Raw genomic sequence first — 12577 nt, forward strand, 5'->3', positions numbered from 1 at the left:
TCTAGCGGTAGCGCACTGTCACCGGAGCGTGATCGGACCACCGCTGGTCGTACGCCTCCGCCCGCTCGGTGCTCGCTTCCTTGGCGCGCTCGGCCAGATCACTCGTGGCCAACTGATAGTCGATCCGCCAGCCGGCGTCGTTGTCGAAGGCCTTGCCGCGGTAGGACCACCAGCTGTACGGACCGTCGACGTCCGGGTGCAGCGCCCGTACGACGTCGGTCCAGGGAGCCTTCTCGGCGAGCAATCGCGTCACCCACTCGCGTTCCTCGGGCAGGAAGCCGGAGTTCTTGCGGTTGGTCTTCCAAGCCTTGAGATCGGCCTCGGTGTGGGCGATGTTCCAATCGCCGCACACCACCACGTCCCGGTCGTCGGACTTCGCTGCCTTGGCCGTCTTGGCCAGGTACTTCGCGAACGCCGCCATGAAGCGTTCCTTCTCGTCCTGACGCTCGGTTCCCACCTCGCCCGAGGGCAGGTACAGGCTCGCGACGGTGATATCGCCGAAGTCGCCTTCGATGTAGCGACCGACATCGGCGAATTCGGCGGCCCCGATGCCGGTGCGAATCGCATCGGGAGCCGCCTTCGACAGCAAGGCCACCCCGTTGCGTCCTTTCGCGGACGGCTCGGCCGAGGCCAGGTGCCAGCCTGCATCGAGGGCAGGGGCCAGCGCCTTCGTCAGTTCCCCGTCGTTGGCACGGGTTTCCTGCAGGCAGATGACGTCGGCATCGGTGGCCTCGAGCCACGGCAGCATGCCCTTACGAACAGCTGCGCGAATTCCGTTGACGTTGACAGTGGAAACAGTGATCGGCACGCCGACGACGGTAGCGGAGCCAACCGACAGACGGCGGGCCGCCTTCTGGTGGGCGGCACTGGCCCGCTACCGACGCCTGGGCTTGGCCCCGGGCTTGGGCGCAGTGACCACCGATGTCACCTCCGGCACTACCACCGGTTCTCGGTCGATGCGTCGGTAGACGAGGTGCTGCTGGGCGTAGGTCCAGATGTTGTTGCTCACCCAGTACAGCAACACCGCGACCGGAAGGACCGGCCCACCGACGAGCACGCCTGCCGGGAACACCCAGAGCACGAGCTTGTTCATGATCGCGGCCTGTGGGTTGGCGAGCGCCGCTGCGTCCTGCCGGGCGACGGACGCCCGCGAGTTCAGGTGCGTGGCCACCGCAGCGACGATCATCAGAGGGACCGCAACGAACGCGATGCTCCACACCGACGGCACTCCCCCGAACGGACCGAAGGCCTCGAGCACCTCCCGAGAACTGTTGACGGCAGCCGAGATCGGCGCACCGAAGAGCCGAGCGTCGAGGAAGGACTGCACATCGGCGGCGCTGAAGACGTAGTTCGCGGTGTTCGCATTCTCCTGCGCCGTCATTCCGAGATGACCGAATCCGGTTCCGGTTCGGTTGAACGAGCGCAGCACGTGTAGCAAACCGATGAAAACCGGGCCCTGCGCCAGCAGTGGCAGGCACCCCATCAGGGGGTTGAAACCGTGTTCCTGCTGCAACTTCCGCATTTCGGTTGCCTGCCGGGCACGGTTCCCCGAGTACTTCTTCTGTACGGCCTTGATCTGTGGTTGGAGTCTTTTCATGGCGAGCTGAGAACGAATCTGGCTGACGAACGGCTTGATCAGCAGCAAGCGCAATGTGAAGACCAGGAATATCACGGCCAAGGCCCAGGCGAACCCGTTGTCGGGGCCGAGCACGGACCCGAAGACTCTGTGCCAGAACCACAACACCGCGGATACGGGATAGTAGACGAGATCGAGCATGGTGGAGCACCTCACTGTGAGAGAAGTCGGTCGGTTGGCGTCTCGACCGGATCTCGCAGTGGCTCAGGAGACCTGGAGCCACCGGTCCGGTCCACGGACCGGACCGGGGGCTCTGGGCATGGGGCGACCTGGCGCATCGGGTTGCTGTTGCCTGCGGAACGATCCCCGAAGTCGCCGCCCGTCCGCGCCTGCAGCGCACGACGACAGCGGTGCGATCACGGCGAGGTCGGACGGTGCAACGAGGACGACCAGGGATGCCGCGACGAGCGCACCGAACATAGCTATCTGTGCGGCGGGTTGGGCGTCGACGACGGCGAAGACGACGAGCAGGACGGCGAGGACGCCGACCAGCGTCCCGGCGTAGCGTCGAATTGCCAGGTGAAGGGTTCGAGAGTCGAGCATTTTCGGTTCCTTGTCACAGCCTCGCGGACAACAGGTTGCGAAGGTGTGGGGGAACTTTCGAGTTACAGTGCCCCCACCAGTGCACCGGGTGCGCGGGGTTGTGGGCGGCCCGGGGCATCCGGGCGATGTTGACGCCGGAACGCACCTCGACGGTGGCGTTCCTCCGCGGCGGGGCCGACGTTCGGCAGTAGGCGCAGCAGTGCCGGCACATCGACCCGGTGCGCGAGCACCATCAGCGTTGCCAGCGCCGCGACGAGGATAAGGGCCACGTCTGCGGTTGCGGTCGGCATCGTCAGGTACAGCGACACGAGGAGCAGCGACGTGACGACCATGCTCTGGTATCTCATTCCGCACCTCCCTGACGTGTCACCGAACCCGAGTCGTTGCTCAGGGTACAGATACCGAAGGGTCCGTGCACAGGTGCCAGGTATCGCCGACGAACACCGGACCGCGAGCTTCTACGCAGGGACGCACGTAGTCGGGCAGTCGCTCCAGCTCCGCATCGGCATCGGCCGACAACCCACCCACGTAGGACGTATCGATGCGTCCGGTCCGCTCGAACCGATCGACGTTGTGCCGTGCGATGTACGCATCCGGATTCAGAGCCGCCAGCGCGAGCACGGTGAGAACCGCACCGACTCCCACAGCTCTCGGTAGCCAGCGCCCCGACATCCGCACGCCCGACACCAGAACCAGTACGAACACCGATGCCAGCCACCACTCGACGGCCGTGACGAACAACCTCAGCGTCGTGTAGCCGTACTGCTGCTCGTACAACGACATTCGATGCAGGGCCGACGCAACGATCACCAACGACAGCAGGCACAGCGCTCCGAGCAACGCCCGCAACGCAATTCGATCACCCCGGTCTTCTCGCCGAGCCTTCGCGACCGTGACCGCGATGACGAGCAGTGTCAGCACCGTGACCGCGAGCAATTGCCAGAAGCCCTGCCGGGCGTATTCGGCGTTGGTCAGCCCCTCGGTGGTGCGAACGTGTCCCTGCCCGCCGAACAGTGTCGGCACCTGGAACCCGACGAACACGACGAACAGGGCCACCACCGCCCCGAGGGGAACCATCCACTCCCACAACTGCAGTGTTCGACGCGGCGACGGTGCGAGGCGATCGAACCGAGGCGGATGCAGCGCGACGTAGGCGACGGCGAGCGCACCTGCTGCGGTGAGCACGAAGACGAGAATACGACCGACGATCGACGCGGCATCGAACTCGGGTGTCACCGCGCCCAATGCATCCGAGAAACGCTTGTCGGCCGCACCGAACAACGCTGCGAACACGACGAGGAGCGCGATCGTGACAATGGAGACCATGCCGATCCGCACCGGCCGTGGCCCCTCCAGATCGATCGAACCGGCTCCGCGCCCGGTCCACCGAGCCACGCGCACCGGCAGAAACACCGGCAGTAGACCGCCGAGTGCGATTCCCGTCCACGTCCAGGCACGGGAGAGCACCACCACTGCGACCACAACGGCAAGCGTCGTCGACATCGTCACGATCCACTCGGCCGCTCGCAGCGCAGACACGCTCGACAACGCCAGCACTCCTGCCACGCCCGCCCATTCCCACCGCGAGAGCCTGCCGCTGCGCGCTGCGAGCACAACGACCACGAAGGCCAGTGCGGTGATCAGCACACCGAACGTGTTGTCCACCAATGTCACTGCTCCGATAAGCCCGGCAACAGCGGACCCGAGGAGCACCACACGGGGGGCCTGCGCATACCGCAACACCGGCCAGGTGCGAGGACCCCACAAAGAGTGACCGTGCTTCGCTGTCGGATGAATCGGAGTGTCGATCGTGGTCATGGCGCTTCCTTCTTCTGTGTTTCGGGCATGGAAGGTCGGCGGCTGCAGTCCGGGGCCGTACAGTCGCGGTTCGGATGGATCGAGGGAGTCAGTGCTCGGGGATGGCCACTCTGATGTGGCAGCCGAACTCGCTGTCGAGGACTTCGATGGTTCCGCCGTGCAGTTCGGTGGCCCAGCGGGCGATGCCGAGACCCAGACCTGTTCCGCCATCGGTGGATCCGCCGCGAGTGAATCGGTCGAACACCGCATGGCGATCGGCGAGCGCGATGCCCGGGCCCTGGTCGACAACGTCGAATGCGTACGCTCCGCCGATTCGATGGGCCCGCAGCGTCACGGTGCTCGCATCGGGGGAATGCCGCACGGCGTTGTCGACGAGGTTGGTGATCACCTGTGTCATGCGAGATCGGTCGGCCACGACTGTCGAAGCGCCCGGCGAGACGACGATCGACACTCGTTCTCGGTGAACGGAGGTCGCATCCTCGAGGAATTGCCGCACCGCGAACTCCTCCGGGTCGATGGTGAGCACACCGCCCTCCACCCGCGACAGGTCGAGCAGTTCGCTGACGAGGTCTCCGAGTCTTTCGGTTTGGCGCAGCGCCACCGACAGTGTCGCGGGATTCGCGTCGGTCACCCCGTCGACCATGTTCTCGAGCACGGCACGCAGGGCAGCGATGGGCGTCTTCAACTCGTGCGAGACGTTGCCGATGAGTTCGCGGCGGTACTTCTCGGCGGCTTCCAGATCACTCGCCATGGTGTTGAACGCCGTCGCGAGCTCGCCCACCTCGTCCCTGGACGTTGCCCGCACTCGCGTCGAATAGTCGCCTCGCGCCATCGCTGTGGCGGCCGAGGTCATCTCGCGCAGCGGTGACGTCATCCCATGGGCGACGAATTGTGTTGCGGCCAAGGACACGACGAGCGCGGCGAGGAGGGTGTAGCGAAATTGCCAGCCCGCCCCGATCCAGAAGACGACACTCGCGAGCACCAGCACGATGCCCACGACGAGCGAGACCTTGAGCTTGAACGACCGCAACGGATCCAACGGGCGCGGCAGCATGCGCGTCATCGCGGCGACTCCACGGCGTAGCCCACGCCGTGCACGGTGCGGATGAGCTCGCCACCGAGTTTGCGACGCAACGCTTTCACGTGAGAATCGACCGTCCTACTGCTGGCCGAATCGGCCCAGCCCCACAGTTCCGACAGCAGCGTTTCCCGCGAGACCGCAGTGCGCGGCCGAGCGGCAAGATAGGCGAGAATGTCGAATTCTGTTCTGGTCAAGTGAATGTCACCGGAGGAATTGGTCACCCGCCGTTCCCGGTGATCGATCTGCACGTCACCGACTCGAACCGCGTGGGGTTCGGCGGCCACCGAACGCTCGGCACGCCGAACCAGGGCATGCACGCGAGCGACCAACTCGCGCATACTGAACGGCTTACCCAGGTAGTCGTCCGCGCCGACGCCCAGGCCGACGAGCATGTCCGTCTCGTCGGACTTGGCGGTCAACATCAGCACCGGGACCGGGCGGGAGGCCTGGATACGGCGGCACACTTCGAGCCCGTCGAACCCGGGCAGCATCAGATCGAGCACCACCACGTCGGGATCGATCCGGGCGCACGCGTCGACGGCAGACGGGCCGTCGGCGGCGGTGACGACCTCGTACCCTTCGCCGCGCAGCCGAGCTGCGACGGCCTCGGAGATCGTGGGCTCGTCGTCGACGACAAGAACTGTGCGGCTCATGAGAACTGACCCTAGAGGGCGCACGTGGAGGAGCCCGTCGGGAAATGTGGAGGTTCGGTGAAGGTTGAGGCCAGGCGCTTCACGTCGAGTCGGGACACGGTCCTGACACTCCGGCCGGCGTCACCGAGCGGTACGGCGACCAGCCCTTGGCCACCGACCCTGGGCGTTTCTATGCGGCGGAACGCTTGTCCATCCACATGGCGGTTGCCAGCACACCGAGACCGGCCACCGCCAGGCCCGAGCCGACGGCGGCAGGTGCCGTGTAGCCGAAGCCTGCGGCGATCACGGCTCCACCGACTGCCGCTCCGATGGCGTTGGCCAGGTTGAACGCTGCGTGGTTGAGCGACGCGGCGAGCGTCTGAGCGTCCTCCGCAACATCCATCAGACGAGTTTGTAGTCCGGGGACCACCGACGAGCCGGATGCCCCGATCAGGAAGACGAGAAGCAGCGCGGTCACCGGGTTGTGTGCCGCCACCACGAACGCGGCCAGGGACACGGCCGTTGCGGCCAGGCCGACGAAGGTGCCCTTGAGCTGGTACCGGTCGGCGAGCCATCCGCCTGCATAGTTTCCGGCGACCATTCCGAGTCCGTAGATCATCAGGGCGACCGGAACGAGCGCGCGGGCGAGACCGGCGACGTCGGTCAGAGTCGACGCGATGTACGTGTACACCGCGAACATGCCACCGAATCCGACGATGCCCACGAACAGGGTCATCCACACCTGGCTGCGGCGCAGTGCGCCCAGCTCGGTGATGGGACTGGTGGTCGGCATGGCGTCGAGTCGTGGCATCCAGAGGACGAGTGCGGCGACGGTGAGGGCACCGATGACCGCCACGAGAGTGAATGCACTGCGCCATCCCAGCGCCTGCCCGATCCAGGTCGCCACCGGCACGCCGACGACGTTGGCCACCGAGAGTCCCATCATCACCATCGCGACGGCCTTGGCTCGCTTGCCCGGTTCGGCGAGGTGGGCAGCCACGAGGGCCGCCACACCGAAGTACGCACCGTGAGGCAGACCTGCGACGAACCGCGAGGCCACCAACTCGTCGAAGCTGGGTGCGAAGACGGTGCCGAGGTTGCCGAGGGTGAAGGCCACCATCAGTGCCAGCAACAACATCCGGCGCGGAACGCGGGCAGCCAGGGCCGCGATGGTCGGTGCGCCGACGACCACGCCGAGCGCGTACGCGGAGATCATGTGGCCCGCGGAGGGCTCGGAGATCCCCATCGTCGTCGCTATGTCCGGCAGCAGTCCCATCGACGCGAACTCCGTGGTGCCGATCCCGAATCCGCCGATGGACAGCGCCAACATCGCGAGCTTGCGGCGGGTCGAGTGCGGTCGATGACTGACACTCAGGCCACTCGACACCTTGCCGCGCACAGCGCTGACTCGGGACAGAGCGGAATCGGTGACAGTCACAGCGGTACTACCTTCGTATGCATCAGGGGAAACGAGCAAGAACTTCGAGTCGGCGAGCGACCGCGACGGTGGCACGACCCCGTAGGGAACGCACCTGCAGTCCATTGTCTTCCTCGAATCGACGAGCTTTCGAGTTTCTCCGTGGTGATTGTGCTCACCAGAGCATCTGCTCGAGCTCTACCCGAGCCCTTCTTCCTGCGGCACTGCCGTACCCGCTAAGATCTTCGCCAGGTCATGAGTGCCAGCATCGAGCCCCGGCTTGCTGGCCGGCAACCCTCCAACCGCGGTGGGGTGCCCCGGGTGAACGACCAGGCCGATCCGGCACGCCAGTGCCGGATCGACAAGCGCGGGTCCGCAGGAAGCGGACCCACTGAACCTTCGGACCTCAGGGTCCGAAGCCTGTCAGGAGGTTCTCTCATGTGTTGCTGTACCGATACGCCCCGTAGCGCTCGACTTCTCGAGCTTCATTCGACATTCGATTCGTCTTAGACAGACTCGTCTCAGAAAACGGAGTATCACCAGCCATGACCGATTCGACCCCAGACGTCGTCGACGCCACCGGAGCTCCCACCGAGGATCCGTTCACGGACCCCTCGGCCGAGTGGAGCTTCGAGACCAAGCAGATCCACTCCGGTCAGACCCCGGACGGCACCACGAACGCTCGCGCGTTGCCGATCTACCAGACCACCTCGTACACGTTCGACAACACCGATCACGCGGCTGCATTGTTCGGTCTCGCCGAGCCGGGCAACATCTACACCCGCATCATCAACCCCACGCAGGATGTCGTCGAGCAGCGCATCGCCGCACTCGAGGGCGGCGTTACGGCACTACTGGTGGCGTCGGGTCAAGCCGCCGAAACGTTCGCGATTCTCAACCTCGCGGAAGCAGGCGACCACATCGTCTCGAGCCCGCGCCTCTACGGCGGCACGTACAACCTGTTCCACTACACACTCCCCAAGCTGGGCATCACCGTCTCGTTCGTCGACGATCCCGACGACCTCGAGCAGTGGCGCGCCGCGATCACTCCGTCGACCAAGGCCTTCTACGGCGAGTCGATCTCCAACCCGAAGAACGACATTCTCGACATCCCCGGGATCTCGGCAGTGGCCCACGAGAACGGCATCCCGCTGATCGTGGACAACACCGTGGCGACTCCGTACCTGTTGCAGCCGCTGAAGCACGGTGCCGACATCGTGGTGCACTCGGCGACGAAATACCTCGGCGGGCACGGAACGGCCATCGCGGGCGTCATCGTCGACGGTGGCACCTTCGATTGGACGCAGGGCCGTCATCCCAACTTCACCACCGCGGATCCCAGCTACCACGGCGTCGTGTTCGCCGATCTGGGTGCGCCCGCGTTCGCATTGAAGGCACGCGTTCAACTGTTGCGTGACATCGGTGCTGCGGTCTCGCCGTTCAACGCCTTCCTCATCAGTCAGGGTCTGGAGACATTGAGCCTGCGGATCGAGCGGCATGTGGCGAACGCTCAGAAGGTGGCAGCCTTCCTCGCCGGACGCGAGGATGTCGTCTCGATCAACTACGCCGGACTCGAATCGTCCCCGTGGTACCAGCGCGGGCAGGAATTGTTGCCGAAGGGCCAGGGCGCGATCATCGCGTTCGAGCTGCAGGGTGGTGTGGACGCGGGTAAGAAGTTCGTCGACGCTCTGACTCTGCACAGCCATGTCGCTAACATCGGAGACGTGCGTTCACTCGTCATCCACCCCGCATCCACCACGCATTCCCAGCTGACCCCCGAAGAGCAACTGGCATCGGGCGTCACGCCCGGCCTGGTGCGTCTCGCCGTGGGCATCGAAGGAATCGACGACATCATCGCCGATCTAGAGGTCGGATTCAGCGCGGCGGCATCTTGAGTCACAGCTGCGACACAGGCGTTCGTCCGGAGGCGGTTCTTCCGTCTCCGGACGGGCGGTTGGGAACCATCGACATCGGCGGTCTCGATCTCGAGAACGGCGCGCGAATCCCCGAGGTCACCGTCGCGGTGCAGCGGTGGGGCGAACTCGCCACCGACCGCAGCAACGTCGTGCTGGTCGAACACGCCCTCACCGGGGACTCGCATGTGTCCGGTCCGCCGGACGCCGATCACGCTCTGCCAGGTTGGTGGAACGGAATGGTCGGTCCCGGCTGCCCCATCGACACCGACGAGTGGTGCGTCGTGGCGACCAACGTGCTCGGTGGCTGCGGCGGTACCACGGGCCCGAGCAGCGTCTCTCCCGACGGAACGCCCTACGGGTCTCGCTTCCCGGACATCTCCATCCGCGATCAGGTCGCTGCCGAGGCGGCCGTGGCCGACGTCCTCGGAATCGAGCGGTTCGCAGCCGTCGTCGGCGGCTCGATGGGCGGGATGCGCACACTCGAATGGATCGTGGGCCATCCCGACCGAGTGGCTGCCGCGTTGGTCCTCGCGGTCGGTGCCAGGGCAACTGCCGACCAGATCGGTACGCAGACAACGCAAATCGCCGCGATCAAGGCAGATCCAGGATGGCTCGGTGGCAACTATCACGACACCGGCACCTCGCCGACGGCCGGACTCGGCATCGCTCGGCGCATCGCGCACCTGACGTACCGGACCGAGAGCGAACTCGACATCAGGTTCGCAAACTCACCGCAGAACGACGAAGACCCGTGGGCCGGTGGCAGATACTCCGCACAGAGCTACCTCGAGCATCAGGCTGCCAAGCTCGTCAACCGGTTCGACGCTGCGACGTACGTCCTGCTCAGCGAGGCGATGAACCGCCACGATGTGGGCCGCGGCCGCGGCGGAGTGGCCGAAGCCCTTGCGTCCACAGCTGTTCCGACCATCGTCGGCGGAGTCGATTCCGATCGGCTGTATCCGCTTCGACTGCAGAAGGAGATCGCTCGCGAACTCCCCCAGTGCCGAGGACTCGAAGTGATCCAGTCTCGTGACGGACACGACGGCTTCCTCACCGAGGCCGATTCGGTGGCGAAGCTGCTCGCCGAGACGATGGAGCTGGCCCGCCTCGGACGACGCTGACGCCGCTCTTGTCCGGACCGGCGCGTCGGCCCTGAGTCAGTCGGTTCCCAACGGATCGATCGACAGCGACAGGAACACGATCGCTCCGCCGACGCAGCCCAGCGCCAGCACATCGAACCCGCGGCTGCGTACTTGCAGTGTGCCGACACGGGTTTCGGGTAGACACAGCCGCAACACGGCTGCGAGCAGCGCGGCACACCCGAAGATGAACGAACCGCGCCGCCAGCGATCGGCCAGCACCAGGATCAGCGCGGCGAGGACGACGACCGAGACTGCGACGATCGGTAGGTTGCGCGCAACTGCCGCGCGAAATCCCGCGTCGGGCTCGCTCCGCGCATCCTCTGTGTCGTTCACGTCCGGTTCGCTCAGTTCTCGGCGGCGACGCGTTCGGCGCGCTCGACGACATTGGTGAGCAGGAAGGCCCGCGTCAGCGGTCCGACGCCGCCGGGGTTGGGCGACAGGAATCCGGCCACCTCCGCGACACCGTCGGCGACATCGCCGCGCAGTCCGTCCTCGGTGCGGGTCACCCCGACGTCGAGCACGGCAGCGCCGGGCTTGACCATGTCCGCAGTGATCAATCCGGGCACCCCGGCCGCGGCGATGACGATGTCTGCGCGTGAGACCTCGGCCGCCAGATCGCGAGTTCCGGTGTGGCACAACGTGACCGTCGAGTTCTCCGAACGTCTCGTGAGCAGCAGGCCGATGGGTCGCCCGACCGTCACACCGCGGCCGATGACCACCGCGTGCGCACCGTCGAGCTCGACGTCGTACCGGCGGAGCAGGTGCACGATCCCGCGAGGCGTACACGGCAGTGCGGCCTCCTTGCCGAGCACGAGACGGCCGAGGTTGATCGGGTGCAGACCGTCCGCGTCCTTGTCCGGATCTATTCGCTCGAGGGCAGCATTCTCGTCGAGATGTTTCGGCAACGGCAGCTGGACGATGTAACCCGTGCAATCGGGGTTGGCATTGAGTTCGTCGATGACGGCTTCGAGATCCGCTTGGGTGATGTCCGCAGGCAGGTCTCGACGAATCGAGGTGATGCCGACCTTGGCGCAGTCGTTGTGCTTGCCCCGGACGTACGCGGCCGAACCGGGATCGTCGCCCACCAACACGGTCGCCAGACCCGGGGTGATGCCCTTCTCACGCAGCGTCGCCACGCGGGCGGTGAGATCGACGAATATCTCGTCACGGGTCGCTTTGCCATCGAGAATCGTTGCAGTCACCCGGTCATTGTTCCAGGTTCGGCGTCAGCAGCGGCGCGCCGGTCCGGTCACCGCCGTCAGCCCTCGACGACGAGCCCCTGTGCTCCCGCGTGCGCCACGGCCTGCATCAGTTCGATCTTCGCGTTACGCAAGCTCGCGCTCACCCACAGCGATGCGTCGGCGACGGCTCCGCGGAGATCGGCATCGTCGAACTTCGCATCGACGGTACGGGCACCTGTGAAATCGACCGAGCGTGCAGTGGCCTTCCGAAAGTCTGCGGAGACAAGGTTCGCTTCCCGCATCCGGCACCCCGTCAGATCGAGGCCCCGAAGGTCCGCGTTGCCCAGTGACGCGAGGGTGAAGTCGACCTCGTCGTACGTCGCTGGACGCATGCGACTGTCGACGAACATCGACCCCATCATGGTCGAGTGACGAAAAGTGCTGTGCTGCAGATTGGTACGAGTGAAGGTGCACGATCGAAATGCGGAGTTCGTGTGAATCGATTCGGTCAGGTCGGTGCCGGTGAAGTCGCATTCGGTGAACACCACCGACTCGGTTCGGACGCCGCTCATGTCCGCGTCGCGGAAGGTGCACCGCACGAATTGCCTGCCGGTCCACTCCTGCCCGTCCAGTCGCGTGTCGGAAAAGTCCTCGCCGATCGTCTGTTCGTCGTCCACCTGCCCCATACTTCCCGGGTTCGTGATGGCAGAGTGAACCGGGTGTTTCGACTCATGTTCTTCGAGCCCCGCATCCCACAGAACACCGGAAACGCGATTCGCCTGGTCGCCGGGACCGGCTGCGAACTGCACCTGGTGGGCCCGCTCGGCTTCGACATGTCCGAACCGAAGCTCAAGCGGGCCGGGCTCGACTACCACGATCTGGCGTCGGTGACGGTGCATGCCGACCTGCCGTCGGCCTGGTCAGCGATGGCTCCGACGCGTGTGTTCGCCTTCACCGCCCACGCGACCCGGTCCTACGCCGACGTCGCGTACGAACCCGGCGATGTCCTCCTCTTCGGGCCGGAACCCACCGGGTTGCCCGACGACGTCTTGGACGACCCACACGTGACCGATCGACTGCGAATCCCCATGATCCCCGGCCGCCGATCCCTGAACCTGGCCAACGCGGCGGCGGTCACGATGTACGAGGCCTGGCGGCAACACGGCTATCAGGGCAGCGTCTGACGGGTTTGCGTTCGAGCGCGCTCGAAG

The 12577-nt window shown here is 65.7% G+C and carries 14 protein-coding genes and 1 riboswitch; of the genes, 3 read left to right on the forward strand and 11 right to left on the reverse strand.

Annotated elements, in window-relative coordinates:
• Position 1: 1 nt before the first annotated feature.
• The 8 genes from MTX34_RS01310 to MTX34_RS01345 all read right to left on the reverse strand — a co-directional run bounded on the left by MTX34_RS01310 (position 2) and on the right by MTX34_RS01345 (position 7040).
• Positions 2 to 808, reverse strand: a complete 807-nt coding sequence (locus MTX34_RS01310) for an exodeoxyribonuclease III (protein ID WP_243608173.1) — start codon at positions 806 to 808, stop codon at positions 2 to 4.
• A gap of 66 nt (positions 809 to 874) precedes the next feature.
• Positions 875 to 1777, reverse strand: a complete 903-nt coding sequence (yidC, locus tag MTX34_RS01315) for a membrane protein insertase YidC (protein WP_243608174.1) — start codon at positions 1775 to 1777, stop codon at positions 875 to 877.
• Positions 1778 to 1840: 63 nt separating this feature from the next.
• Positions 1841 to 2179 carry a DUF6412 domain-containing protein gene (locus MTX34_RS01320; RefSeq protein WP_243608175.1) on the reverse strand — a complete coding sequence of 113 codons (339 nt, stop codon included), beginning with the start codon at positions 2177 to 2179 and terminating at the stop codon, positions 1841 to 1843.
• A gap of 62 nt (positions 2180 to 2241) precedes the next feature.
• Positions 2242 to 2526: a DUF6412 domain-containing protein gene (locus MTX34_RS01325; RefSeq protein ID WP_243608176.1), complete on the reverse strand. Its 285-nt coding sequence runs from the start codon at positions 2524 to 2526 to the stop codon at positions 2242 to 2244.
• Between the two features lie 40 nt (positions 2527 to 2566).
• Positions 2567 to 3997, reverse strand: coding sequence for a DUF4153 domain-containing protein (locus tag MTX34_RS01330; protein ID WP_243608177.1), 1431 nt, complete (start codon positions 3995 to 3997; stop codon positions 2567 to 2569).
• 88 nt (positions 3998 to 4085) lie between these two features.
• The gene (locus MTX34_RS01335; protein ID WP_243608178.1) at positions 4086 to 5060 is read right to left on the reverse strand and encodes a HAMP domain-containing sensor histidine kinase; all 975 of its coding nucleotides are present in this window, start codon (positions 5058 to 5060) and stop codon (positions 4086 to 4088) included.
• Positions 5057 to 5731 carry a response regulator transcription factor gene (locus MTX34_RS01340; protein ID WP_243608179.1) on the reverse strand — a complete coding sequence of 225 codons (675 nt, stop codon included), beginning with the start codon at positions 5729 to 5731 and terminating at the stop codon, positions 5057 to 5059. The genes MTX34_RS01335 and MTX34_RS01340 overlap by 4 nt, the downstream gene beginning before the upstream one ends.
• Positions 5732 to 5900: 169 nt before the next feature.
• On the reverse strand, positions 5901 to 7040 hold the full coding sequence (locus MTX34_RS01345; protein WP_243608451.1) for an MFS transporter: 1140 nt from the start codon (positions 7038 to 7040) through the stop codon (positions 5901 to 5903).
• A gap of 338 nt (positions 7041 to 7378) precedes the next feature.
• Positions 7379 to 7501, forward strand: a riboswitch (SAM riboswitch).
• A 171-nt stretch (positions 7502 to 7672) separates the two neighbouring features.
• Here MTX34_RS01345 and MTX34_RS01350 point away from each other — a divergent pair.
• On the forward strand, positions 7673 to 9022 hold the full coding sequence (locus tag MTX34_RS01350) for a bifunctional o-acetylhomoserine/o-acetylserine sulfhydrylase (protein ID WP_243608180.1): 1350 nt from the start codon (positions 7673 to 7675) through the stop codon (positions 9020 to 9022).
• A complete protein-coding gene (locus MTX34_RS01355; protein ID WP_374638805.1) occupies positions 9016 to 10164 on the forward strand; it encodes a homoserine O-acetyltransferase in 1149 nt (382 codons plus the stop codon). The genes MTX34_RS01350 and MTX34_RS01355 overlap by 7 nt, the downstream gene beginning before the upstream one ends.
• 36 nt (positions 10165 to 10200) lie before the next feature.
• On the opposite strand, the gene MTX34_RS01360 is transcribed toward MTX34_RS01355, so the two are convergent.
• Genes MTX34_RS01360 through MTX34_RS01370 form a run of 3 tightly spaced genes read right to left on the reverse strand, consistent with a single transcriptional unit; the run spans position 10201 to position 12052 of the window.
• On the reverse strand, positions 10201 to 10518 hold the full coding sequence (locus tag MTX34_RS01360; RefSeq protein WP_243608182.1) for a DUF3017 domain-containing protein: 318 nt from the start codon (positions 10516 to 10518) through the stop codon (positions 10201 to 10203).
• Positions 10519 to 10529: 11 nt separating this feature from the next.
• Positions 10530 to 11387 carry a bifunctional methylenetetrahydrofolate dehydrogenase/methenyltetrahydrofolate cyclohydrolase gene (locus MTX34_RS01365; protein WP_243608183.1) on the reverse strand — a complete coding sequence of 286 codons (858 nt, stop codon included), beginning with the start codon at positions 11385 to 11387 and terminating at the stop codon, positions 10530 to 10532.
• Between the two features lie 56 nt (positions 11388 to 11443).
• Positions 11444 to 12052 (reverse strand): pentapeptide repeat-containing protein, encoded by a 609-nt coding sequence (locus MTX34_RS01370; RefSeq protein WP_243608184.1) that lies wholly within the window; start codon positions 12050 to 12052, stop codon positions 11444 to 11446.
• Between the two features lie 33 nt (positions 12053 to 12085).
• Here MTX34_RS01370 and MTX34_RS01375 point away from each other — a divergent pair, with 33 nt between their 5' ends.
• Positions 12086 to 12550 carry a tRNA (cytidine(34)-2'-O)-methyltransferase gene (locus MTX34_RS01375; protein ID WP_243608185.1) on the forward strand — a complete coding sequence of 155 codons (465 nt, stop codon included), beginning with the start codon at positions 12086 to 12088 and terminating at the stop codon, positions 12548 to 12550.
• Positions 12551 to 12577 lie beyond the last annotated feature (27 nt).

It is taken from the genome of Rhodococcus sp. ARC_M5 (assembly GCF_022810405.1).
GTDB lineage: Bacteria > Actinomycetota > Actinomycetes > Mycobacteriales > Mycobacteriaceae > Rhodococcoides > Rhodococcoides navarretei.